Source organism: Janthinobacterium sp. GW821-FHT03C10, assembly GCF_059420865.1.
Genome location: NZ_JBWKUN010000002.1, coordinates 632,889 through 654,549, shown reverse-complemented (window position 1 = coordinate 654,549; position 21,661 = coordinate 632,889). Strand labels below are relative to the sequence as shown.

32 protein-coding genes are annotated in these 21,661 nt (G+C 60.6%); 4 read left to right on the top strand and 28 right to left on the bottom strand.

The genetic code is table 11. The annotated features are described in order from the left end of the window. Positions 1-15 precede the first annotated feature (15 nt). The 5 genes from AC07VH_RS10865 to AC07VH_RS10845 all read right to left on the bottom strand — a co-directional run bounded on the left by AC07VH_RS10865 (position 16) and on the right by AC07VH_RS10845 (position 1,445). Positions 16-417 carry a hypothetical protein gene (locus AC07VH_RS10865; protein WP_494789409.1) on the bottom strand — a complete coding sequence of 134 codons (402 nt, stop codon included), beginning with the start codon at positions 415-417 and terminating at the stop codon, positions 16-18. 119 nt (positions 418-536) lie between these two features. Then, positions 537-800 (bottom strand): Ogr/Delta-like zinc finger protein, encoded by a 264-nt coding sequence (locus AC07VH_RS10860; RefSeq protein ID WP_070281743.1) that lies wholly within the window; start codon positions 798-800, stop codon positions 537-539. Next, on the bottom strand, positions 797-985 hold the full coding sequence (locus tag AC07VH_RS10855) for a hypothetical protein (protein ID WP_086138170.1): 189 nt from the start codon (positions 983-985) through the stop codon (positions 797-799). Before AC07VH_RS10855 ends, AC07VH_RS10860 begins: the two co-directional genes overlap by 4 nt. Positions 986-1,033: 48 nt before the next feature. Continuing rightward, positions 1,034-1,231, bottom strand: a complete 198-nt coding sequence (locus AC07VH_RS10850; RefSeq protein WP_494789408.1) for a hypothetical protein — start codon at positions 1,229-1,231, stop codon at positions 1,034-1,036. 10 nt (positions 1,232-1,241) lie between these two features. Further along, positions 1,242-1,445 carry a hypothetical protein gene (locus tag AC07VH_RS10845; RefSeq protein ID WP_086144177.1) on the bottom strand — a complete coding sequence of 68 codons (204 nt, stop codon included), beginning with the start codon at positions 1,443-1,445 and terminating at the stop codon, positions 1,242-1,244. Positions 1,446-1,518: 73 nt separating this feature from the next. On the opposite strand from AC07VH_RS10845, the gene AC07VH_RS10840 reads away from it, so the two are divergent. From AC07VH_RS10840 to AC07VH_RS10830, 3 genes are all read left to right on the top strand, one after another. Beyond that, on the top strand, positions 1,519-1,971 hold the full coding sequence (locus AC07VH_RS10840; protein ID WP_494789407.1) for a helix-turn-helix domain-containing protein: 453 nt from the start codon (positions 1,519-1,521) through the stop codon (positions 1,969-1,971). A gap of 378 nt (positions 1,972-2,349) precedes the next feature. Next, entirely contained in the window at positions 2,350-2,586 is a 237-nt protein-coding gene (locus tag AC07VH_RS10835; RefSeq protein ID WP_494789406.1) for a hypothetical protein, read from the top strand. A 132-nt stretch (positions 2,587-2,718) separates the two neighbouring features. Beyond that, the gene (locus AC07VH_RS10830; protein ID WP_494789405.1) at positions 2,719-3,309 is read left to right on the top strand and encodes a toll/interleukin-1 receptor domain-containing protein; all 591 of its coding nucleotides are present in this window, start codon (positions 2,719-2,721) and stop codon (positions 3,307-3,309) included. A gap of 99 nt (positions 3,310-3,408) precedes the next feature. Here the strand turns inward: AC07VH_RS10830 and AC07VH_RS10825 are convergent, their stop codons facing one another. Genes AC07VH_RS10825 through AC07VH_RS10815 form a run of 3 tightly spaced genes read right to left on the bottom strand, consistent with a single transcriptional unit; the run spans position 3,409 to position 7,897 of the window. Then, the gene (locus AC07VH_RS10825; RefSeq protein ID WP_494789404.1) at positions 3,409-4,680 is read right to left on the bottom strand and encodes a phage late control D family protein; all 1,272 of its coding nucleotides are present in this window, start codon (positions 4,678-4,680) and stop codon (positions 3,409-3,411) included. Continuing rightward, positions 4,677-5,285, bottom strand: coding sequence for a phage tail protein (locus AC07VH_RS10820; RefSeq protein ID WP_046682352.1), 609 nt, complete (start codon positions 5,283-5,285; stop codon positions 4,677-4,679). The genes AC07VH_RS10825 and AC07VH_RS10820 overlap by 4 nt, the downstream gene beginning before the upstream one ends. Positions 5,286-5,299: 14 nt before the next feature. Continuing rightward, a complete protein-coding gene (locus AC07VH_RS10815; RefSeq protein ID WP_494789403.1) occupies positions 5,300-7,897 on the bottom strand; it encodes a phage tail tape measure protein in 2,598 nt (865 codons plus the stop codon). A gap of 99 nt (positions 7,898-7,996) precedes the next feature. Here AC07VH_RS10815 and AC07VH_RS10810 point away from each other — a divergent pair, with 99 nt between their 5' ends. Further along, positions 7,997-8,155 carry a hypothetical protein gene (locus AC07VH_RS10810; protein ID WP_494789402.1) on the top strand — a complete coding sequence of 53 codons (159 nt, stop codon included), beginning with the start codon at positions 7,997-7,999 and terminating at the stop codon, positions 8,153-8,155. A gap of 21 nt (positions 8,156-8,176) precedes the next feature. Here AC07VH_RS10810 and AC07VH_RS10805 read toward each other — a convergent pair whose 3' ends face one another. From AC07VH_RS10805 to AC07VH_RS10710, 20 genes are all read right to left on the bottom strand, one after another. Further along, the gene (locus AC07VH_RS10805) at positions 8,177-8,290 is read right to left on the bottom strand and encodes a GpE family phage tail protein (protein ID WP_071650284.1); all 114 of its coding nucleotides are present in this window, start codon (positions 8,288-8,290) and stop codon (positions 8,177-8,179) included. 8 nt (positions 8,291-8,298) lie between these two features. Continuing rightward, complete coding sequence (locus AC07VH_RS10800; RefSeq protein ID WP_494789401.1) at positions 8,299-8,607, bottom strand: phage tail assembly protein; 309 nt, start codon at positions 8,605-8,607, stop codon at positions 8,299-8,301. 42 nt (positions 8,608-8,649) lie between these two features. Continuing rightward, entirely contained in the window at positions 8,650-9,159 is a 510-nt protein-coding gene (locus AC07VH_RS10795) for a phage major tail tube protein (protein WP_046682355.1), read from the bottom strand. Positions 9,160-9,216: 57 nt separating this feature from the next. After that, a complete protein-coding gene (locus AC07VH_RS10790; protein WP_494789400.1) occupies positions 9,217-10,392 on the bottom strand; it encodes a phage tail sheath protein in 1,176 nt (391 codons plus the stop codon). Between the two features lie 34 nt (positions 10,393-10,426). Beyond that, complete coding sequence (locus tag AC07VH_RS10785; protein ID WP_494789399.1) at positions 10,427-10,906, bottom strand: hypothetical protein; 480 nt, start codon at positions 10,904-10,906, stop codon at positions 10,427-10,429. 1 nt (position 10,907) lies between these two features. Next, the gene (locus AC07VH_RS10780) at positions 10,908-13,031 is read right to left on the bottom strand and encodes a phage tail protein (RefSeq protein ID WP_494789398.1); all 2,124 of its coding nucleotides are present in this window, start codon (positions 13,029-13,031) and stop codon (positions 10,908-10,910) included. Then, positions 13,028-13,648 (bottom strand): phage tail protein I, encoded by a 621-nt coding sequence (locus tag AC07VH_RS10775; protein ID WP_494789397.1) that lies wholly within the window; start codon positions 13,646-13,648, stop codon positions 13,028-13,030. Before AC07VH_RS10775 ends, AC07VH_RS10780 begins: the two co-directional genes overlap by 4 nt. Continuing rightward, positions 13,641-14,552, bottom strand: coding sequence for a baseplate assembly protein (locus tag AC07VH_RS10770; RefSeq protein WP_494789396.1), 912 nt, complete (start codon positions 14,550-14,552; stop codon positions 13,641-13,643). The genes AC07VH_RS10775 and AC07VH_RS10770 overlap by 8 nt, the downstream gene beginning before the upstream one ends. Further along, positions 14,549-14,893 carry a GPW/gp25 family protein gene (locus AC07VH_RS10765; RefSeq protein WP_494789395.1) on the bottom strand — a complete coding sequence of 115 codons (345 nt, stop codon included), beginning with the start codon at positions 14,891-14,893 and terminating at the stop codon, positions 14,549-14,551. Before AC07VH_RS10765 ends, AC07VH_RS10770 begins: the two co-directional genes overlap by 4 nt. Next, a complete protein-coding gene (locus tag AC07VH_RS10760) occupies positions 14,890-15,552 on the bottom strand; it encodes a phage baseplate assembly protein V (protein WP_494789394.1) in 663 nt (220 codons plus the stop codon). The genes AC07VH_RS10765 and AC07VH_RS10760 overlap by 4 nt, the downstream gene beginning before the upstream one ends. Positions 15,553-15,758: 206 nt before the next feature. Beyond that, positions 15,759-16,430: a HEPN domain-containing protein gene (locus AC07VH_RS10755; RefSeq protein WP_494789393.1), complete on the bottom strand. Its 672-nt coding sequence runs from the start codon at positions 16,428-16,430 to the stop codon at positions 15,759-15,761. 206 nt (positions 16,431-16,636) lie between these two features. Then, the gene (locus AC07VH_RS10750; RefSeq protein ID WP_494789392.1) at positions 16,637-17,104 is read right to left on the bottom strand and encodes a phage virion morphogenesis protein; all 468 of its coding nucleotides are present in this window, start codon (positions 17,102-17,104) and stop codon (positions 16,637-16,639) included. Continuing rightward, a complete protein-coding gene (locus tag AC07VH_RS10745; RefSeq protein WP_494789391.1) occupies positions 17,101-17,589 on the bottom strand; it encodes a phage tail protein in 489 nt (162 codons plus the stop codon). Before AC07VH_RS10745 ends, AC07VH_RS10750 begins: the two co-directional genes overlap by 4 nt. Next, entirely contained in the window at positions 17,573-18,085 is a 513-nt protein-coding gene (locus tag AC07VH_RS10740) for a lysis system i-spanin subunit Rz (protein WP_494789390.1), read from the bottom strand. The genes AC07VH_RS10745 and AC07VH_RS10740 overlap by 17 nt, the downstream gene beginning before the upstream one ends. Beyond that, positions 18,082-18,642: a glycoside hydrolase family 108 protein gene (locus AC07VH_RS10735; protein ID WP_494789389.1), complete on the bottom strand. Its 561-nt coding sequence runs from the start codon at positions 18,640-18,642 to the stop codon at positions 18,082-18,084. The genes AC07VH_RS10740 and AC07VH_RS10735 overlap by 4 nt, the downstream gene beginning before the upstream one ends. Next, on the bottom strand, positions 18,642-19,013 hold the full coding sequence (locus AC07VH_RS10730) for a hypothetical protein (RefSeq protein WP_070224671.1): 372 nt from the start codon (positions 19,011-19,013) through the stop codon (positions 18,642-18,644). The genes AC07VH_RS10735 and AC07VH_RS10730 overlap by 1 nt, the downstream gene beginning before the upstream one ends. A 47-nt stretch (positions 19,014-19,060) precedes the next feature. Then, positions 19,061-19,270 carry a tail protein X gene (locus AC07VH_RS10725; protein ID WP_494789388.1) on the bottom strand — a complete coding sequence of 70 codons (210 nt, stop codon included), beginning with the start codon at positions 19,268-19,270 and terminating at the stop codon, positions 19,061-19,063. Then, complete coding sequence (locus AC07VH_RS10720; RefSeq protein ID WP_494789387.1) at positions 19,270-19,773, bottom strand: head completion/stabilization protein; 504 nt, start codon at positions 19,771-19,773, stop codon at positions 19,270-19,272. The genes AC07VH_RS10725 and AC07VH_RS10720 overlap by 1 nt, the downstream gene beginning before the upstream one ends. A 107-nt stretch (positions 19,774-19,880) precedes the next feature. Further along, complete coding sequence (gene gpM / locus AC07VH_RS10715; protein WP_494789386.1) at positions 19,881-20,600, bottom strand: phage terminase small subunit; 720 nt, start codon at positions 20,598-20,600, stop codon at positions 19,881-19,883. Continuing rightward, positions 20,597-21,616, bottom strand: coding sequence for a phage major capsid protein, P2 family (locus AC07VH_RS10710; RefSeq protein WP_494789385.1), 1,020 nt, complete (start codon positions 21,614-21,616; stop codon positions 20,597-20,599). Before AC07VH_RS10710 ends, gpM begins: the two co-directional genes overlap by 4 nt. Positions 21,617-21,661: the final 45 nt, after the last annotated feature.

The window sequence follows — 21,661 nt, the reverse complement described above, 5'->3', positions numbered from 1 at the left end:
TGGCCAGGCGCAGCATCAGCGTGCCCCTTGCCTTGAAAAATACTCGGCCCAATAGGACAGCGTGCGCGAGGAACCATTGCAGTGGCGAACGCCGTGTTCGCTGGCAAACATGAAGTGCAGTTCGATGGGCAGTTGGCCGACGAGCACACGCTGGTGGCTAGGCGTGAAAAAGCCCGCAACGTTCAGCGCTTGCGCATCGCTGATGATGAAGGTGAGGTTGGCGGCGCCGAAGGCATGATAGGTTTTTGCAATCTCGTGGATGGAATAGGACAGCGCGTCGATGCTGGAGCCAGCGCTGGCTTGCAGCAGGAAGCAAGCTGGAGCGACTGGAACAACACATTGTTGCGGGGCCGGGCCGGCACTGCAGGGTGCGGAAAGAGTGCCGGTTTGCTTGGCGGCGTGCAGCGTGGTTTCCATCGGTTTCCTTATTTTTGGTTGAACGAATCCCGCACGCTCAAAAGGGAGCGCTGCAGTGCACAGCAAAAGAGGGGAGTTACAGCGGCCGGGCTACGGCGGCGCGAGGATCGGGATAGTCATCAGCAGCCCGCCGTCAGGTCCAGGGCCAGCTGGCTGGTGGCTGCCGCGCGCGCATGCTGGGACATTGGGATGCGAATATCCGGCTTGGGCATGGCGGACAGCGAGAGGGTGCGCAGTACTTCCAGGCCTGCCACGAAGGAGTGCCCGCAGTCCGGGTTCTGGCACATGTAGGTGATTTCCTTGAACATGGCGGACATCGTGCGGCTTTTGACGGCGCGGACGGTGTTTTCGCAATGCGGGCAGGGCAGGCCGATGACTCTCATTTCAGCTTTCTTTCCACTTGGTACAGGGCGCGACCGCGACCCGTCATGTTTTTTGACTGCTTGCGTAAGCGCGATTTGACGAGCCATTCGGCTGCTTGCTCGATACTTGCCAGCCCTTGCCGTTGACGAACTACTTCCAGCGCTGCAAGTTCTTCGTCATTGATATGAATTTCGTGATCGGGCATGTTCGGCAGCTTTTCAGTTACTCAAAAGTTACTATTCAGGGACTCGGTTTAAGCGCTGCGACGCTGTACGCTGTTGATGTCGTCAGCAGCAATAGTGGCAAGGGCTTCACGCATGACGATCTGGCGCACAAGTACCGCGATTTCTTCGCCTTGGTAATTGGCGATAGAGGAAACGAGCTGGTGCTCGTAATCGTCCAGGCGCAGCATGACTTTATGGCTGCGGATACGTTTTGCATCGGGATACATGACGTTGTCCTTAGTGGGTGGTTTGGGTAGCGAGTTCGCGCTTATAGTCGGCGAGGCCGCGCAAGATCAGGAAGCGTAAGAACCAGGCACGGGACCGTTGTTGCGCAGCGGCAAAGGATTCGACTTCCAGCACCTCATCAGGCGCCAGACGGACGCCTAGAGGCTGCGAAGTGGCGCCCTTGGGAGTGCGCCCGATTTTGGATACGTTTTTCATAATGTTATGATGTGTAATCGCTACAGGATGGCGTAACTATAGTATGTCAAAACATACTTGTCAATATAGATGTATGGATAAAAATATTTTTGGTGATAGATTAAGGCAGGAGCGAACACGCCTGGGCCTTACACAAGAAGCGTTCGCGGCAATCGGTGGGGTGAAAAAACTCGCTCAGATTAACTATGAGCAAGGAAAGACCTTGCCCGATGCAGGCTACCTGGTTGCATTGGCCGGGATAGGCGTCGACATCTCATATGTGATGCTCGGAGTGCCAGCCAGTAACTCATTGACTGATGATGAAAATGAGTTGCTAGTGGGATATCGGCGCCTGGATTTGCGCGGAAAAGCACGAGTGCTGGGTGTTGTAGAGGGAATTGCTGAGCCAGCTGTTACGTCTCCGTCCAGATCAGTTGAACGCAATACTCAAATGGTTTTTCATGGCAAGGTTGGCCAGCAGATTCATGGGGATATTACAGCTCCCCAAACGATCAACGTTGGGCGCAAAAAAAAATCACCGACGTAAATCGTGGAGGACGGGACCCTTTTCGTTCTTAAAAAGTGCCAGAAAATGGAAGGTTGCCGCTCTAGCCCCATTGTTCTTTGCCTGTTGCTTGCCGCAATACAGATGTGAACTGATGGCTACGGTTGCCAACAGGCTCATTGGAAATTCTTGCTATTACGATGGGAAAGCTTACACGGTCGGTATCGTCATCGAGACGGTACAAGGTACCAAGTGCGAGTGTGTCAGTGCTGCTTCTGATGGTTTGCCAATATGGGTGAGCGCTAACTGGAGTTGACTAGAGTCACTATGGCTGATTGTAGTTTAGTGTTTGACGGAAATTTCTCCCTGCTGGGAGAGGCCGACTTCCGAAATAACTGTGTGTAACTATTTGGACGAAATATGAAATTCAATGTTAGAGCGCTGTCTGTCAACTTGACCGTGGAACCACATACTTTTACTGAGGCGCGCGATGAAATTATTGACACGGAGAGTAATGCGATTTTCGATGCTTGTGTGTCGATTCGAGATGTTGAAATTGTCTACGAGGACTTTTGGAACTATCTAAATAGCGAGGATGAGATTCATGATCCGTCATCAAAAGTAAAGGTATTGTCGGTGGCCCCTGTCGTCGTCTAACGGCGAGTACCGGAATATTTGACCGTTGAATTTTATGTCCTTCGAATCCTAGGCCGCTATCGCTCAATTCGATTGAGTCATGCTAGTTAAATAAAATTAATTATTAAATAATGGTTATATATTTTTATTAAAATGAAAAAATTTGAATATGATGTTGCGCTCTCGTTTGCTGGTGAAGACCGCGTTTATGTAGATAAGGTTGCAAATCTTCTAAAGGCAGGTAATGTCAAGGTTTTTTATGATAACTTTGAAAAAGCAAACTTATGGGGAAAGGATTTATATCAGCATTTGTCTGGAGTATATAAAGATAAATCTCAATACACGGTAATTTTTATCTCCGAGCATTACAAGAAAAAGCTTTGGGCAAATCACGAAATGCAATCTGCCCAAGCAAGGGCCTTTAATGAAAGTAAAGAATACATATTGCCAGCAAGGTTTGATGATACGGAAATTCCCGGAGTTCCACAAACTATTGGATATATTTCACTGAAAGATATTACGCCAGAAGAATTTGTTGGATTAATAAAAGAGAAAATCTCTTACGTTAATAAAAATAATTCAAATTTGTTGAAGGCAGAGGCATTTTCTAATATTATTAGAAATCCTCAGCTTTTTAAAGCAATCATGAGTGGTAACGATGATTTGGCGTTTGAGTTGCTGGGGAAAGAAGGGAATTTAGAGGAGATATTTTTTAAGATGTTTGAGTCGGGTGCACTTGATTAGAAGAAAAACTTATGAATTATCCTTGGCGAATTCTAAAATGATTATTAAGGTCCGAGATGGGGCGAAAGCAGTCGTTGAGCGGAAGTGGAAGAAACAGGTTCACGCCGCTTCTTCGCCAGCTACCGCTTGCGAAGGTTTTCGGGGTTCCTGGCTGTTCTCTCGGATGATGTCCCGCACCTCTTCGATATGCTTCCACCCATGCAGGGCCGCCCGCTTGGCGGCCTGCTTGCTCTTGTAAAGATGTTCCAGCGTCTTGAGCGTTCCCGTGGCGCCGGCCTGTTCCTGCCCCGTTTTTTTCTTCTTCGCAGCCACGTCCTTCCACTTCGCCACCACACCCGTGATGCCTTCGTCCGGGTCTTTCTCGTCCTCGCGTTCAGCCTCCACCGCCTCCGTTTTCGTTTCAAATTCCACGCGCGTGGTAAAGCCGCTGCCGCCCAGGTTATGCGTGACCTTGACCGATAGCCATTCGGTGGCGTCGATCTCGGGCTTGAAGCCTGTTACGGTCACGGGCGATTGCGGGAACACGGCCGGGTTGCCCAGGGCCAGGCTCATTTCAAAGGTGGCCAGGCCGCGCAAGATGCGCTGCCATTCGGCCACGGCCGCCGCGCGCGCGTCGGCTTCATTGGCGAAGGTGGTGCGCAGGCGCTTGCTGTTGCCGGGCACGCCGGCCACCACGCTGCGGCGGCGTGCGTAGCGCTCGTCGTGCCAGAAGGCGCGCACGCCTGTGTAGGCGTCGCTTTCGGCGCTGTGGTAGCGGTGGCCGTCGCCCAGGGCGCGCGTGATGGGAATGACGGGCAGCGCCTTGCCGCTGGCGGTGCGGCTCTGGTTGATGGGCATGAAGAGCAAGGTGTCGTTCTTGACGGTGGCCACCGCGTCGTATTTCCTGCCCAGCCGGCGCAGGAAGGCCGCATCGCTTTCGTGGGTCTGGTCGATGTGCTCGATGGCGGTATCGCGCAGGCGCGCCGACACGCCCGACGCCAGCTCGTTGCGAAAGGCGATGGCCTCGATGATGGCGCCCAGGGTGGTCTTGTGAAAGCTGTGTTCCTGCTGCTGTTTAAATGTGTCGATCAGGTTGGCCGACCTGGCACGCAGGGTGATGGTGTCGGGCGCGCCGCTGTGCTCCACCTCGTCGACGGTGAACTTGCCCATGTCCACCAGGCCGGTGGCTTGCCAGCCCAGAGCCAGGGCGATCTGCGCGCCGCGCGGCGGCAGGGCCAGCTTGCCGTCGCTGTCGTCCAGGGAAATATCGAGCTGGTCGCTCTCGTCGCCACGGCACAGGGTCAAGGTCAGATTGATGAGCCGCGGTGAAACGATGGCCGTCAAATCCTTGTCCTCGATGCTGACCTTGAAGGCGGGGATATGCTCGCTCATTTGAATTTGTCCGCCGCGCTGCCGATGGCGCCGCTGATGCTGCCGCCGATCTTGTCTTTCATCTCGCTGACCACGCCGCCATATTTCGAGGTGATGCCGCCGACTACATTGCCCACCACGCTGCCCACGGCATTCTTGGCCGCGCCGGCAATGCTGCTGGTCATGCCGTCGATGCTGAGCATGTTTTTCAGGTCGCCGATGTCGCCCAGGCCGACCATGGCCAGCACGCCGTCGTCGTCTCGCTTGAGCGCAATCGAGAACTCGACGCGGCGCGCGCCGCCGCTGCCGTCCAAGATGGTGCGCCCCTCCGTCATGCTGGTGATGCGGTAGGAGCCGAGAATGCGGCCCGTGCCCTGGATCAGAATCCACGATTTACCCGTGTCGGCCATCATGCGCAGCGCATCGAGCGAATACAGGGAGCCAGTCAGTTCCGGCGCCACCCAGCCCGACAGGGTGATGGTGTCGTCGCCCGGCCCCACGTACTGGTGCGCATCGCGCAGGCCCACACGGGCCGTGCTGGCATGCTTCCATTCCGTTTGCCGCTGCAGCTCGTGATAGGCCAGGGTCGGCAGGCTGAACACGAACATTCCTAAAATCATCATCATGGTGCTGTTCTTTCTTAATCGTGGTCGCGCAGGGACGAGCGGATGCGTGCCGCTTTTTCGCGGTCGCGCTGATCGAGCGCTGCGCTCACGGCGCGCGCGATGGCCTGCGGATCGGTGCCGGCCTGCACATGGAAGGTGATTTCGATCTTGTCGCCTTGAATCGTCATTCCGGCACCGACCCCGCCTTGTGTCAGCGGCGCGCGCGTGTCGAAGGCGCTGGCCGGCAGAGCGGTGGCCGTGCCGATAGCGATGCCGGCGCCCAATTGCGTCAGGCGCTGCGCCAGGCCGGACACCTTGGCAATCGGCGCGCCTTCGCTGCGGTCCAGGCCCACGGCCAAGCCTTGCATGGTGTAGTCGCCGAGCTGGGCAAACACGCGGCTCGGGCTGTGGATGCCCAGCTTTTCCTTGAACCAGGCAATGGTGCTGGAACCGGCATTGCTAATGGCCTCCTTGACGGCGCCCATGGAACCCGTGATGCCATTGACCAGGCCGCGCAGGATGTTGGCACCAAACTCCGTGAACTGGGCCGGCAGCTTGATGCCGAACCAGCTCATGAGGCCCGCGAACGCCTGATAGAACACGCCGACCGGCGACCAGTTGATAATCAGGGCGCTGATACTGGCCATGCCACCGCTGAATGTGGTTTGCAGCCGCGACCAGAGATCAGCAATGAACCCACTCAGCGGCGCCAGTCCCGCGACAATGCTGCGGCAGATGTTGCCGGCAAAGTCGGTGAGCTTGGCCGGCAGCGCAATGCCGAACCAGCCCAGCACGCCCGCGAAAGCGCGGTAGAACAGGCCCAGGGGCGACCAGTTGGCGATCAGGTTGTTGACGCCGACGAATCCGCCGGAAAATGCGGTTTTGATGTGCGACCAGATACCCAGGAAGAATGCCTTGATGGGCGTCCAGTTCTTGTAGATCAGATAGGCGGCGCCGGCAATGGCGGCGATGGCCATCAGCACCCAGCCAACAGGCGTCGTCAGCAGCGCGGTGCCCAATCCCAGCACGGCCCGGCCCGCCCACATGAAGGCGCCGCCCAGGCCGCGCAAGATGGGCGTGAGCACGCCGCCCGTCACGCCCATCTTGGCAAACATGACGTGCAGCATGGCATACGGGCCGATCATGGCGGCGATGCCCAGCATCAGCGGGCCGAGCACCAGCAGCAGGCCGGCCAGGACGGCAAAGGCGGTAATCATGACCTTGGCCACGGTCGGGTTGCGTTCCATGAAGCCGTTCAGGCGCGTCATGGCGGCAATCGCCATTTCCAGTCCCTGCGTGTACATAGGCAGGATTTTTTCGCCCATGACCAGCTTCAGGTCGGAAACCTTGGCAAGCGTTTCCCGCTCCGCGCCGGCCCCGAGGCCACGCGCGCGGATGTGCAAGCTGTCCATACCCTCCGAATTCTGGTTCAGGCGTTCGCTCTTGCGGATCTGCACGCGCTGGTCGACCATGCGCATCAGGAAGGCGGCGCCGTTGCTGTTGGAAACCAGGGCGCCGATTTTGCTGTTGATCTCGTCCTTGTCAGTGATGCCCTTGGCCGCCAGCTTGGGCAGAAAGACTTTCTCGATCCAGTCGAGCGGGCTTTTCTGGAAAATTTCCCCTTCCAGCAGCGCGCCGGCCTGGATGTATTTGATCTGCCCCACCTTGTCATACTTGATGTGCTTGCCGCTCAACAGGCCCAGGCTTTGCATTTCCCTGGCCGCGCGCTGCGTGCCCTTGCCCTGGTAAATGTTGTTGTACAGAGAACGCCAGCCGACGCCTGCAGTCGAGCCGCCCAGTTCCTGCAGCATGGGTTCCATCTGGTTGAAGAAGGCATTGTCGTTCAGGCCTTTGCCGGCCACGCCGCTGCGGATGGTAAATTGCCGCCAGTCTTCGCCGCCGACCCGGCCGCCCGTCGCCGCGATCACCTTTTGCACGCGGTCCGCATCGCTCTTGAAGGCCTCGACGGAACCGGCGTTTCCGCGCAGCTCGATGACCTTTTGCATGGCGAACAGTTGCGCGTTGCGCTCGCCGGCCGATTCCGGGTAGAGGGTGTCGTTGATGAATTTCATCTTCGACATGGTGGGCAGGGCCATTTCGGCGTGGTGGCCATCGGCAAAGATCGAGATGGAATCGCGGATCATTTCCGTCTTTTCCAGCTGACTGACGCCGTACGTCTTGAGTTCTTTGGCAAAGGCAATCGCGTGCTCTTTTTCTTTGGCCGTGCGCGTACCCAGCGCACGGATGCGCGCCGTTTCGATTTCGTAGTGTTTCGCTTCGTGCAAGCCCTTGACGACCGGCGCAGCGACCACGGCGCCGGTGGCGGTTGCGCCGGCCCCCGCCATGGCAATGCTACCTGCCTTGCTGCGCAGTTTGTCAGCATGCTGGGTGGCGTTGGTGACGCGCTGCTGCTTGGCGGCAGAGGCGGCCAGGCGCTTTTGTTGCGACGCCAGCTCAACGTTCGTCAACTGGATACTGTTTTTAAGCCACTCCTGGGCCTTGCCCAGTTGGCGCGTGTCGATGCCGGCCTCCTTGAGGCTGGCGCGCAGGGCGCGGAATTGCTGGCTCTGTTCTCGGCCTTTCAGCGTCAAGGCCTGCGTGACCTTCGTCGCCGCTTTCAAATCATGCGTCATGGCGCGTGTAGGAGACTCGGTCTGTTTTATGCTTGCGGCCAGCTCTTTTACTTTCTTTTGAGCTTCTTTCAGCTCAACCCCCGTTGTTCGAATACCGCTATGCAGTTCGCGGAATTTCCCCAGGTTTCGTTGCTGGGCATTCAGGTCACGCAAACGGTCACTGGTGGCTTTCAAGGCTTTGGCCGTCTCGCTGGAGCCACCCATGATTTTTTTCAGCGGGCCGGTGATTTTGTCCAGCGCTGCAAACACTACCTGTAACTTCAAATCCCGACCAGCCATCTATTCCGCTCCGCTTCGTTGCCGGGCGCGCTCGCGCCAGGCCATCAGTTCATCAATCGTAAAACCGTCCATCGCTGCCGGCGTCCAGTGGAAGACGCCGGCAATGTCGGCCATCGCGTCTTCTACTTCGCCGGGGATACCGAAAGGCGATCGGCTTTGCTCGCCAAAAAACCGGCAACCTCGGCGCCCACGGCCAGCAGGTCGGCCGGGTCCATGTTGGCGATGTCATGTGCGGTCAAGGTCGGCTCGGTGATGCGCGGCAGCACGATCTGCAGGGCCGACACGTTCAGGTTGGCCAGCTCGATCAGGGAAATGCCGCGCAGGGCACCCGCCTTGGGCTTGCGCACGGTGAGCGACGTGATGAAACCGTCGCCGCGCTTGATCGGGTCGTCCAGCTCGATGACGGCTTGGTTTTGGGTATCGTTGTGCATGGTGTTGCCCTTGTAAGGTGGTGGTGAAAAGTAAAAGGGGGATTACAGGCCGATGGCCTTGCGGATGGCGGCGTTGGTGTCGCCGCCGCCGAAGTTCTCGGTGCCGCTCATGAAGTCCAGCTCGATGACGGTGGCGCCGTCGATCATCAGCTTGTAGTAGCTGCACGCCATCGTGTATTTGTGCGTGGTGTCGTCGCCCATCTTGGCGCCGCCCATGTCGATTTCCTTGTAGCGGCCGCGCACGACAACCTCCACGGCGGCGACGGTGCCGTCATCGTCTTCCTGGTAGGCGCCGGCAAAGCGCAGTTGCACGGCGCCGTGCGTGTGCGCGCCGTACTGTTTCAGGGCTTCGGCAATCAGGCCGCCGCCGCTCCATTCCAGCGACAGCGCCTCGTTGCCGAAGTCCACGGACACGGGACCGCTCATGCCGCCGGCGCGGTACTCTTCCATCTTGCGGCTCAGCTTGGGCAGGGTGACTTCGGGCACCATGCCCATGAAGGAGACGCCGTTCTGGAACAAGTTAAAATTTTTCAGTTTGCGGGGCAGGCCCATGGTGTTCTCCAGTTATTCAATGCGCCCGCGCTGGCGCGGGCAGGGTGGTGATGGCTATTACGCCGCGATGCGCGAGGCGAAGTCGGCCAGGTAGCGGTCGGTGATGCGCTGCTGGAATTTCAGGTTTTCCAGCGGCGGCACGGGCGTGTAGTCGTAATCGATGGCCAGCTTGCCGTCTTTCAGCCCGGCCTTGTCGTTGTACTGCTCGTCATACCAGGCATGGCCGTCGATGATGTAGCCCTGCAGTTTCAGGTCGCGGAACTTGGCATTGATGCTTTCCAGCAGGTCGCGCACCAGGGACGGATGCAAGGGCACATCGACATAGGCGAAGTGCGCTTCGGCGATGGTGTCGGCCAGCACCTGGGCCGTGCGCGTGTAGCTTTCGAAATAGAAGAAGCCGCCCGGCGTCTCGCAGGTGCGCGAACCCCAGAAGCGGTAACCGCTCATGTTAATCAGGGTCGTGACTTCCTTGGCGTTGAGCACGCCGGCATCGGTGGCCGGGTCTTGCAGGTCGAAAAACACGTCCTTGGTGATGCCGGTGGGGCCGTTGATGACCACGTTGGACAGCGTCTTGTGCCAGCCCGTTTCCTCGTCGATCTTGGCGCGCAGGCCCATGGCGTAGGCGACGGCCGAGATACTGGCTTCCTCGTCGGTGGCGGTGTTCCAGTTGACAAAATCGGGCCAGATCATCATGACCTCGCGCTGGCCGAACTGGCCGCGATAGGTGGTCGCTGCCGTGACGGTGGCGCAGCCATAGGCGGACGCATATACGAAGCCGCGCAAGCGCTGTGCCACGCTGGCCAGGGCGTTGGTCACGGCCTGGGTATCCAGCCCCGGCGCGCCCAGGATGCGCGGTTTCACACCCAGTTTGCTTTGCGCGGCCAGCAGCGCCTGGGTGCCCAGGTACTTGCCGTCCGGCGAGACGCCGCCCACGGCATTGGTCGTGGTTTCCGCTTCGGTTTCGCCTTGGGCCACGCGCACGACGACGCACAAGGGCTTGGTCTGCGCGGCGATAGCTTCGAGCGCGCGGTACAAGGTGCCGGTCTTGCCGGCCTTGCCCATGGCGGCCAGCACGTTGGTGACGAGCACGGGCGTGTCGAGCGGGAACGCGGCCGGGTCGGCATCGTCGGCCGTGGCGATCAGGCCCAGCACGGCGGTGGAGACGGTGCGGATGGGGCGCGAACCTTCGTTGATTTCAATGACGCGCACGCCATGGTGATAGTCGGTGGCCATGTTGTTCTCCTGGTAGGTGGTGAGTGTCGGGGTGTTACTGTGTGATGCCTGCTTCATCGAAGGCACGCCGCGCCTCTTGCGGCAGCGTGTCCGCGATGCGCTGGAACTCGGCGCTGACGGCTGCCTGCAGCTCGTCCAGATCGCGCGCGGCGGTCACGCTTGGGCAGATCGTGATGTCGAGCAGGCAGGTGCGCGCCGTGACGATCGCTTGCACGGTGTCCGTGTCGCCGCTGGCCACGGCCGCAAAGCCGATGCCGGCCAGGCGGTTGAGGATGCCGTCGCGTGTTTTTCTGACGCCGACCAGGAAGGTGTCGCACTGCACCAGCAGCGGCGTGGGCGTCGGTGCGGTAATGACCAGCCGGCCGTTCTCAAATTGAAAGGCATGGCCTGCGGGCCTGCCCATCGCCGCCGCGTAGTCTTCCTCATCCACCTCGATCAAGTCGTCAGGCAGGTGCGGATACTCAATGTGTTGGGGATAAAAATTGCCTGTCGAGTAAGAGTAGCGAATGGTCATTTCACTTGCCTATGGAAATAATGAAAACGGAAACGTTGCTGTTGGTGTAATTGTTCTGCGCCACGCCGCCATTCACGGAGGTGGGCATGGCGGCGACAAACGCATTGGAATTGGGACTCGCACCGACCCCCAGGACGCTGGCCGTGCAGCCGAACGCCGCTTCCTTGAACGCCACCGGAAAGGAGAAATTCTTCGTTGCAATGCCGTTTGATGCGACGGGCACGTCGACGGTTTGCCATTGCATGATGAAGTCGTCCGGCAGAAACTTGTGGCCGCTACCGGCCAGCACGCCTGAAAATGCGGCATTGCGGCTCAGTTCCGCGGTGGAATCGATCACGCGCCACACCTGATCCGTGGTCGCCATCAGCGTGAGCGACTGGCCTTTTTTGACCGTGATGCTGTTTGTTTCATCGGGCGCCATGAGAAAGGCGCCCTTGGCCGGCACCAGCCGTGCGCTTTGCGGGCCGGTGCAATGGACGCGCACGCAGATGCCGGCATTGTTGGGAATGCCCAGCGATACGGGAGGGGGCAGGGTGAGCACCATTGCCGCGCCGCCCAGCAAGAGGACCGAACCGGCGTCTTCGGCGGTCAGCGAACGGTCCGCTTCCACGCGGGTGTAACCCGTCATGCTGCCTTGTGTGCGGCGGACAAACTCGGTGGTTGCAATGCGCGGCCCGCTGTTGAATTGCTCGGGCGTTGGCGCGACGTTGCCAAAGTAATTCTTGAACGCTTCGACATGGCGCAGTTGTGCCGAACCATTGACACAGACCCAGTTGCCCAGACCATCGCTTTCCACGGTCAGCGATTCGCCAGCATTGACGTCGATGCTTTGGATGGCCGCTACGCTTGCATATAGCAGGTCGCCCGGGACGACATTGACCTTCATGCCAGGGCTGACGCTGACAACACAGAAGAATTCGATGCGCGTGCCGCGTTTGCATTGCCTGGAGCCGGGTAGCGTGAATTCCGCCAGGCCTAGGCCCGATACGCCATTGTTGATGAAGCTCGCACCGGCATCGTCTTTCGACAAGGGATACTTGCCGGCACCGACCACGACCATTTTGGACGCCTGCATGCCTATCCGATTGGCGTACTCGGTGGTGGCGATCTTTGTGCTGCTGTCGAATTGGGCCTGCGTCGGGGCCGTGTTGTTGAAGTAGTCGGCAAAATCGACGTTGCGCCACATTTCGGCCGTCGCGTCGATGACTTGCCAGACTTGGCCGGCCGTCGCCATCAAGGTGAGGAACTGGCCCTGTTTGATGACAATATTCTTCACGTCGCTGACGTCATAGGCAATGACCACGCCAGCAGCGGACGCAATCGTGCCGGCGGCCTGGTTCCGGCCGAAGAGCTTGAAGTATTTTCCCGAATTGGCGGGAATACCCAGCGTGTCCGGGCTGGGAATGGTGAGCGTCAGGCCAGGGGCGGTGAAGTACAGGGCGGCGCCCATATCGTCCGCCGTCAAGGTGCGACTCGCGCCCACGCCAACGAATTTGACCATGCTGCCCTGTGCCTGCTGGACAAACTCCGCATTGACCAGCTTCTTCGAGGCGTCGAATTTCTTGAGCGTCGCCACCTCTTTCATGCTGTATTGCGGGTGCGGATCGGCGGCGGCCAGGTGCTTGGCCAGTTGCGCGTCGCTGTAGGCGCGCACGGTAATGTCCTGGTCATCGACATATTTACGGGTGGCCAGGATGACGGACGGGTCGATTTTCAATTCGATGGCGGCCGTGCTGGCGACGATCAGCACGATGCGCACCACTTGCGTGCGCCCGCTGCCTTCAAGCATCAGGGGCTTGTAGCTGGGTGGGCAGTTGGCCACCGCGCACAGGTCGCCGGCCTCGTCGAAGATGCCGATTTCGCGTATCCACCAGCCGCCCACGTCCTCGGGCAAGACTTGCTCGACGATGATCTGGCTGGGGTTGGCCGGGTCGATGGTCAGATGGTTCAGGCCGGCGCGGCGCACCTCGCGCACCAGCGCCTTTTGCGTGCGCACGGGCATGGGCAGATTGCCGTTGCCGTCGCCCACGGCCAGGTTCTTCAGTTTCAGGGTTTGGCCCAGGGCGATGGCGTTGGCCAGCTTGGCCTCGCCCACCTGCGTCAGGATGGCAAAGTATGTGCTCATGGATAGATGGTGAGAGTGTCGATGGTATGGGATGCGCCGCTTTGTAACAGCGTGCCGCGCACTTCGATGGTTTCCGCGATCCAGGGATACACGGTCATGCTGTCGCCGTGGTAGGCGCAGGCGCCCGCGTAGACGTTGCCGCGACTTTCCAGATAAATGGCCAGGCCCGTCATGTGGCGGCTGACGGGCTTGGCGTCGGCAATCAGGCGTTCCATTTCCTGGAACATGGTGTCCGTGATGCCAGCGTCCAGCACGCCCACGTCGAGACGGAACGTGCCCGGCACGCCCGGCGGCGTGGTTTGCCACCATTCGGTGATGCGGATCAAATAGCCCAGGGACTCCACCACGCGGCGCACGGCGGCAATCGTGCCCTTGTGCTTGTGGATGAAGTAGGACGCCTTGATGGTGCCGCGCTTGGTCGATTCCGGCCAGGCGTCGTCCCAGCGGTCCACGGAACAGGCCCAGGCCAGGAATGGCAGCAGGGCGACCGGGCAGCGGTCGGCGCTCCACAGGTCGCGCAGCGGCACGGGCACGTTGACCAGCTCGGCGCAGGCCACGGCAATGGCGCGCTCCAGCGCCGTGGTGTTGGGCGGCAATGTCGGCACGGTCTTATTCATCGAGCACCACGACATTGAGCTTGACGGCCGTGCAGCGCGCGGCCTGGGTGGCGTTCAGTTCGATGTCCGCCGCCGGGCTGGTCAAGACGACCTTGCGCACGCCTTCGACGTGCACGGCGGCGCTGCAGGCGGAACGGTAGATACTGTGGCCCAGCGGGCGGCGCGGCTGCGACACGCGCACGGCGTTGGCGCGCGCGGCGTCCAGCAGAATCGGCACTTCCGGGCCGACGCCGATAAACAAGGTGGCCTCGATCTGGTAATCGATGACCTGGGCCGCTTGCACCGTCAGGCGGTCGCCCAGGGGGCGCACGTCCTCGGCGTTGAGCGCGCGCGCCACGATGGCCAGCAGCGCGGCGTCGGCGATGCCGGTGTCGTTGTTCGCCAGCACGGTGACGGTAACGCTGGCCGGCGCGGGGCTGGTGGCGCTCGCGTCCTTGACGCGGCCGTCGCTGCTGCGCGCGTGGAATTCGTAGGAGGCTTTCGGCCCGGCCACGGACAGGCCGTCCGGCGCTTCCTGAATGCGCAGGCGGTAGGCGTCGTTGTCTTCCATGACGGCGGCCACGGGCGGCAGGGCGGTCGGATCGGCCGGCGTGATGACCAGGCGCGCCACGTTGACGTTGGCGCCCAGCTGGTCCAGGTCGCCGTCGAGGGCAAACGCCAGCATGACGGCCTTGCCCGCCTCGTTGACGCGGTTGCGCAGGATGGTTTCCTGATACGCGTTCTCTTCCAGCAGCTTGGTGGCCGGTTCCGATTCCAGCTCCAGCAGCGCCGTGACGGCGGCGCGCTCGGCTTCGGGCAGCAGGCTGACCAGATGGGCCTTGCGGCCAGCCAGAATGGCTTCGAAGTCCAGCACCTCGACCATGCTGGGGGCCGGCAACTGGGTCAGGTCGATGGGCGTGCTCATACGCCGCCGCCTTGCTTGACGGGCACGGCCATCGTGATGCCCTGGCCATTCGCCGTGCCATCGAGCAGCAGGGCGATGGCGCCGTCCGTGTCGCGCGTGAGCTGCACGCTGGCGAGCTGCAAACGCGGCTCCCAGCGGCGCAGGGCAAAGGCGGTAGCCGCATAGATGCGCAACTGCGTGGCGCTGTTCAGGGGCTGGTCGATCAGCTCGGGCACCTCGGAACCATAGCGGCGGCGCCGGATGCGCGAACCGATGGGCGTGGTGAGAATGTCGGTGACCGACTGGCGCAGGTGGCCCAGGCCCGTCAGGCTGCGCCCGGTGGCGGCGTGCATGCCCATCATGGCAGTGGCCCGCCCGATTGGTCGCCGCCGGCTTTGACGCCGCCGTGCGCATGCTTGGCCAGGCTGATGGCGCCGGCCAGCACGTCCGCGCTGGCTTTAACAGTGCCTTGCACGGCCATGGCCACGCCGCCAGCGGCGCCGGCCTTGGCGTTCACACCGCCGTTCAGCGCGGTGGCGCCGTTGACGGTCGCCGATTGCTCGACAAGCAGATTGCCCATGACGGTCAGGTCGCCCGTGCAGATGGTGCTGGGCGCGTTCGATGTCACCTTGTCTGCGGTGATGGTGGCGGTGCCGCCGGGGAGGGTGGCCGTCAGGGCATGGGCCGCATGGTCGTACTGCACCACGGCGCCGTCGGGGTAATGCGTGGTGTGGATGGTGGGGTTGGATTCGGGTGCGTCAAAGTCCTGCGAGTACAGGGCGGGCACGATGATGCCGCGCGTCAGCTCGCCGCCCGGGGAGAAGACGATGACCTGTTCGCCCACGGTAGGCGCCGACCAGGTGCGTGTGCTGCCGGCGCGTCGGGTGGCCCATTTCAGCCATTCGGTGATGAGGTTTGGCCCGAGCCGCACGCGCGCCTTGGCCCCTTTGACCTCGGCGATGGTGCCCAGGCGGATCAGGTTTTGCAGCAAGCGGAGGAGGTCGGACAGGTCGGCGTTCATGCAATGCATGTTGCCGAAGTCCGCGTGCGGATGCACGCGGGGTCGGGTTGATATGGAGCTTAGCAACTATGGCAGTTGTTCATCCATTTCCCTATTAGTTCACAAAGTGGCGTGTCGTCGATAGTGAAAAATGTTATGCATACATAAATAAAGTGTGATGTATATTAGATGTTTTCGCTCTGAACAGTCTATGTGGATATTTTTATTTAAGATTGGAATAACGGCGTTCCAGTAATGGATTTGACGTGTTTATTGACTGCTCCGCCTGTTTTTGCTGCAGCCTTACGAATGAAATGAAGAAAGAAATTTACATTTGTTTTTGTTATGGATATTTCAGAATTACCCCTATGTGCGATCTCTCCCCGGAGCGAAACATACTTATCGAGTTTTTCTCTAGCCTCTTGTGGCGTTAACCTTGTACTCCAGTCCCAACCAGCAGTAGCATTGTCGAGTCCAATTGCTGAGTGGAATAAATCATCAATGTTGGCGTACTTTGGTGTGTTTAGTTTTCTATCCCTTTGCTCTTTCATGGTGTTCAACCTAGACCGAAGAAATACCCGCCAGCCGTCGTCAGAAAGCGACCAAGCTTCGAGTTCGTTCGGAGCTGCCTTAATTTCCTTTGCAATAACTTTCTTAATTTCCTTTGGTAAGGCAGCAGCGTTGGGGGCGTTAGTTACAATATGCTCTAGTGCCTCTGATGCAATGTCTTCACAGTAGGCCTCCCAGTAGGATGTAATTAGGACAATTGCAGATTTATTTAAGACTTCCAGATTTTGTCTGCGTCCGTTTCCCACACTGCCTTCTTGAGCATGAAGCCCCATCAGTTTTTCTATGTCTTTTAGGTTCTCATCAAGTGCAGATCTTGCTTTGCTTGGCATGTCAATTATCTTTCGTGTACTTAAATAGTTAACTGATTTCTAGTGTCTTTATTTCGTGAAATAGTTGGCTGGCAACGCTGGAATAAGAGAAGGAAATTTTTCTCACATTTCCTTCATGGTAGCGCCGAATTTTTTGGCGGTAGCTGCGCCATACGACTCTAACCCAATTTGCAAAAAATTTCAGTGAATGCCTGCATTAGTATAGATTAGTATGTGGTTATATGACGCAGTAAGGATTCACGTACCAGCGCCTGATCCGCTTCACTCATTCCCAACAACGGTCGCTCCGGGTACCTGTAGACCTGCCCTTTCTTTGTAACGCGTTCTTCCCGGCCAAACTGGTGCACATGCGCCACGCGCGCCACCCAGCCAAAGAACCCGACCTCGATCTGGTCGCCAGTCGCCTTCACCTTCAGGTATTTCGCGGTACGGATTTTGGCAAACATGGCTGCTTTCTGCCGCTTGACGCGCCCATTCTTTCCCTTGAATTCCTTGCGCCGCTTGCGCGCCGGATACGCTGTCCCATTCGGCCCCTGCTGGGCCTTGATGCGCTGGGCCTGGCTGCGGCGCAGGTCGATGGCGACCTTGTGATTGATGGCGCGGCGCTGGGCCGGCTGCAGCTTGGCCAGCAGGGCGCCGGCCCAGGCTTCCAGGGCGTGCAGGTCATCGCTCATGGCGTCGCCTCGGGCGTGCGCCATTCGGCCAGCAGGGTGTCGCCGTCGTACAGTTTCCAGAACTCGTCTGCGTAGGCCGGCATGTGCTGTATCTCGGCCAGGTGCTTGATGTCCAGGCGGCCGGCCTCGCCGGTCTTGACGGCCACGCGTTCGGTCAGATCCAGCTTGATGGAAATGTCGACCGTTTCGTGGTTATTAAAATCCACCTCGAAGGCGATGCCGTGCTTGCGGGTTTCCTCGTTGGCCATCAGGTCGAGCTGGTGGACTTTCAGCCAGGCGATCAGGGCCACCATGACGGCGTCGGCGTCGCCCGCGTAGTCGGTGACGATCAGGTTGAGCTTGAAGCGGTATTCGAAGGAGAGAGAGGCGGTGGCCGACGCCACCACGTTGCCCTCGTCGGCGAAGACCAGCAGGCGGTCGGGGTCGCGCTGCAGGTCGGGGATGGCGGCGGCCAGGTGCTGGCGCAGGCTATTCGGTTTGTACATGGTAGGTGTCTCGTACTAGGTTGTAGGCGTCGATGCAGGCGTTCAGCTGGCGGGTGGCGTCGTCGCCGTCGCCGGCAATGGCGTCAAGAGCTGTCGCAGTCGCTGGGTCAAGTTCGGCGCGCGCTTGGCTCCGATGGCTTGCGGCAGCTGAGGTATCTGCGCTTGCGGCGCCCTGGCCGCTGGCGACGGGGATTGACAGGCGCACAGCGCCGCTGCGCAGGTCAGCATTGAAACGGTCACGCTCAGTTTTCGCATGGGTTTGTTCCTGGTTGAGGTGGTCGGCGCGCTGCGCCAGGGCGGCGCCGGCGGCACGCTCCAAGGTGAGCACGCGGGCGGTGGCCTGGGCCAGTGCGGTGGCGGCGGTGGATGTTTGGATAGCGGCCGCCCGCTGCAGTGCGGCGATGCTGGCGTCCTTGCGCCAGCCCTGCGTCGTCCAGCCCGCGATGGCGCCGCACAGCAGGCAGGTGGCCAGCGGGCGCAAGTTGCTCGCGGTCACATGGCCACCCGTTCCTTGATCCAGCCGAACAGAAAACGGCGCTGGCTCTTGTTGGCTTCGGTGATTTCCAGGTAGCGCGCCGCTTGCAGGCCGTTCAGGGCGCGCAGCAGCACGGCGGCGCCATCCTGGCCGCGCCATTTGAGAAAAGCGGCCAACGCGCCCAGCGACTGCGCGCCCAGGCGGCCGTCGACAAACAGGGCCGGGTAGCGCGCGCCCGTGTCATTGAAACCGTTCAGCCAGCGCTGCAGGAACTCGGCCGCGCGGTGTGGCCCCATGTTTACGCCCGTGTCGATCAGCTCGGCGCCGATGCCGGCATGGGTGGCCAGCACCTGGTCGAACTTCGGTTCCGTGATGTAGCGGGCCGTGTAGATGGCGCGCGCCACAGCCACGGGCAGCTCGCGCATCGGCCCCGCGTAGCCGTTGGCGCGCGCCACCGCCACCGTGATGCCGTAATTGGTTTCGCCGCCCTTGTCTTGCGGGTCGTTCACGTAGCCGCCTTCGGCGCGCAGGATGGCGTCGATGACGCGTGCGATCAGTTGATTGTCGGTGGCGGCCATCAGTGTTCCTTCGCGTCTTTGACCAGCTCGGCGATATCCTTGTCGCTGCGGCGCTGGAACCACAGGGCCACGGCGCGCGATACCCACCAGCCGGGTGCGCCCACGATCAGATCGATGGCGGAGGCGTTGACCATGGCGCCGATGGCCGGGAGCTGGGCGCACAGCAGCTGGTACACGGTGCCGCCCAGCAGGCACGAGAACACGCCCGCGCAGGCCAGGCGGGCGACGAATTCGCCCTTGTTGAAGGTGCCGTCGGCGTTCAAGGGCGGCAGCACGATGTACAGCATGGCCGCGCCGACCATGCCCAGCGCCGCCTTGAAGCCGTACAGTTTGACCAGGGTGGCGAAACCACCAAACGATTCTGCGGACATTGCTTGTTTCTCCATGATGAGGATAAGTAGAAGTGTTGTTAAAAAAGTTAGTCCCATAGCTGCACAAGATCAGCAACGGCGGCCACGTTGGCGGCAGGTTCCGGCAGGGTGACGACCAGGCCGGCGGGCAGCACGGCGCCGTGGCGCGCCAGCGCGGGATTCATTTCCAGGGTGTGCTCGACGTATCCCGCACCGTCGCCCAGGTAGCGCCAGACCAGGGCGTCTACCGTGTCGTGCTGCCGCGTGCGTACCTGCATCAGATCAATTCCACGGTGAGGTGCGTGCGGCCGACGATATCGGCGATGGCCCATTGCGCATTGCGCCGCTGCGCGCCGGGCGCCTCGTCGAGCCATTCCATGCTTTTCTTGTCGCTGACGGACGTGGCCGTGCTGTCGTAGTCGCGGTAGCGCTCGATCAGGTCGGCCTTCGCCGTGCTGTAGACGGCGCGCCGGTACTGCGCCAGCAGGCGGGATTCACGGTTGATGTGCGTGGCTGGCACATCGACCAGGGCGGCGATACCGGTAGCAGCCTGCTTGCCCTGCCAGTCGGCCAGTTCGCGGTTGACCTGCAGGATGGCATCGACCACGGCTTGCACCAGGCGCGCGTCGGTGACGGTGCCGTCCAGGCGCATGGCGTCGCGCATGTCGGCCAGATTGACGTCGGGAAACCAGCCGTCGTTCTCGATGATGCCGGGCGCAGCCGCAGGCGGCGCGGGCGTGGCGCCGGGCGGGGTTGACGGGGGCAGGGCCATGAAGGACATAGGGGCGCTTTCAAAGAATAGGGCGGTGGACGGGGTTCATCAGGTCAACATCGTTGCCGATGCGTGGCCAGAATCCCCCCGTGCCGCCGTGCTGCGGGGGATGCTCTTTACGTGGACCCGGCCGCGCGCTTGAGGCGCCGTTCCAGCCGTTCCATATCTTTCTTGACGCCGCAGGACTCTGACAGCGCGCGGGCGCGTTTCAGCTGGGCCATGGCCATTTCCGCCTGCGCCACCAGTTCCGGCGCGATGTCCGTATCGTCGGCCTGATCGAGCACGGCGATCAGGGCCAGACCGATGGCCTTGTGCAGCTTGGCGCGTGCCTGGTCGGGCGCGTCGCTGCCGGCCGTCAACTGTTCGACGGTGCCCAGTACCTGCGCTGCGTGCTGCGGATCGGCGGCCAGCTTGCCGTGCAAATAGCCTTCGGCAAACTCGTCCAGCATCAGGGTGGCGATGTCGCGGCTGTAGGTGTCGGGCAGGGTGAACTTGTGCGCCAGCGCGTATTCGGCCATGACCAGGGCGCGCGCATACTCGCCCGTGTCGATATGCCACACCAGCAGGGTGGCGAAGACGTCATCCTGGGCGCCCTTGCCGCCGGCCAGCACGCCGTCGATCCATTGCGCATAGTCGGGCAGCAAGGTGGCCTTGACCTCGATCTTGCGTTCCACCGACTGGATGGACTTCAGGCGCCGGCGGTCATCGGCCAGCTTGTAGAGCATCATTTCGTAGGCCGTGCCGGTGGTCACGCCCTGTGGCGCGGCGGCGCCGGCCGTGCGCTCGGCCAGCATGCGCGCGCGGTGGCGCAGGGCGGGGGATTGGTTCGCCATCATTTGTCTTTCAGCTCGATGTTTTCCACCAGCGCGGCCAGGCCCAGGTCCTCGATCACGTAGGCGTCGTTCGACGACTCGTAGTTTTCGATGCGGTCGCGCTTGGGCACGTCCTCGACGCGGCGGCGGCGCGCGCCTTCCTGGAAGTAGATCGACAGATTGTCGAAGCGCGTAATCAGGATGGCGTTATCCGGGAAGAAAGGCACGCGCGCGGCCGGCAAACCGCCGATGCGTTTCTGGCTGATGATGATGTCGGCCGCCAGGGTTTCCGTCGGCGCCTGCTTGGTGTTGACCAATGGAAAATACTTGTCGTTCAGCAGCTTGCGGCCGACGATGGCCACCAGATTGGTGTCTTCCTGATACCACGGGTCCAGCAGGTTGACGGCATCGGTGACAGCCGCGTCCAAGTTGGCATAGTCGGCGCCGTCCACGTCGCCGATGACGACCTTGCCCGGCATGCCGTTGGCCACCAGGCCCAGCACGCGCTCGGGCGCCAGCTCGCGCAGATGCTGCAGCCAGCCTTTATTCACGTCCTGCAGCAGCGGATTGGCGTCCAGATCGGTGTCGGCCATGGCCTTGACGCCATTGAAACCGATGACGATGCGGTCCAGCGCCTGGCGCGTCAGGATGGCATTGGCCACGCGCGACTGGAAGTCGGGGAACTTGGCCCAGGCGTCGAGCTTGGCATAGTTTAAATGCGTGTCGAAGTTGGTTTGCTCGCAGCGGTACTTGGTGCCGTCCAAGGTGGACAGGTCGCGCGTCTTGCGTTCCTTGTCCTTGGTGTTGGTGCGGCCGGCAATCGGTCCGGACACGCCCAGGCCCAGCTTTTCGCCTTCCTGCTCCGCCACGCCGATGATGTTCACTTTCGTCAGGAACTCGCTCGATTCCTGCATTTTCGTCTCCAGCTTTTGCTGCACGCTGGGCGTGACGCTGAAGGTCTTGGCCACGTTGTCCGTGTCGTTCAGTTGGCCCAGGCGGGTTTCGTATTGGCCAAAGACCTGGCGCGTTTGCTTTTTCATAAATCATTGCTCCGTTGTTGAATAGGGGGATGAAAGGGCGAGGGC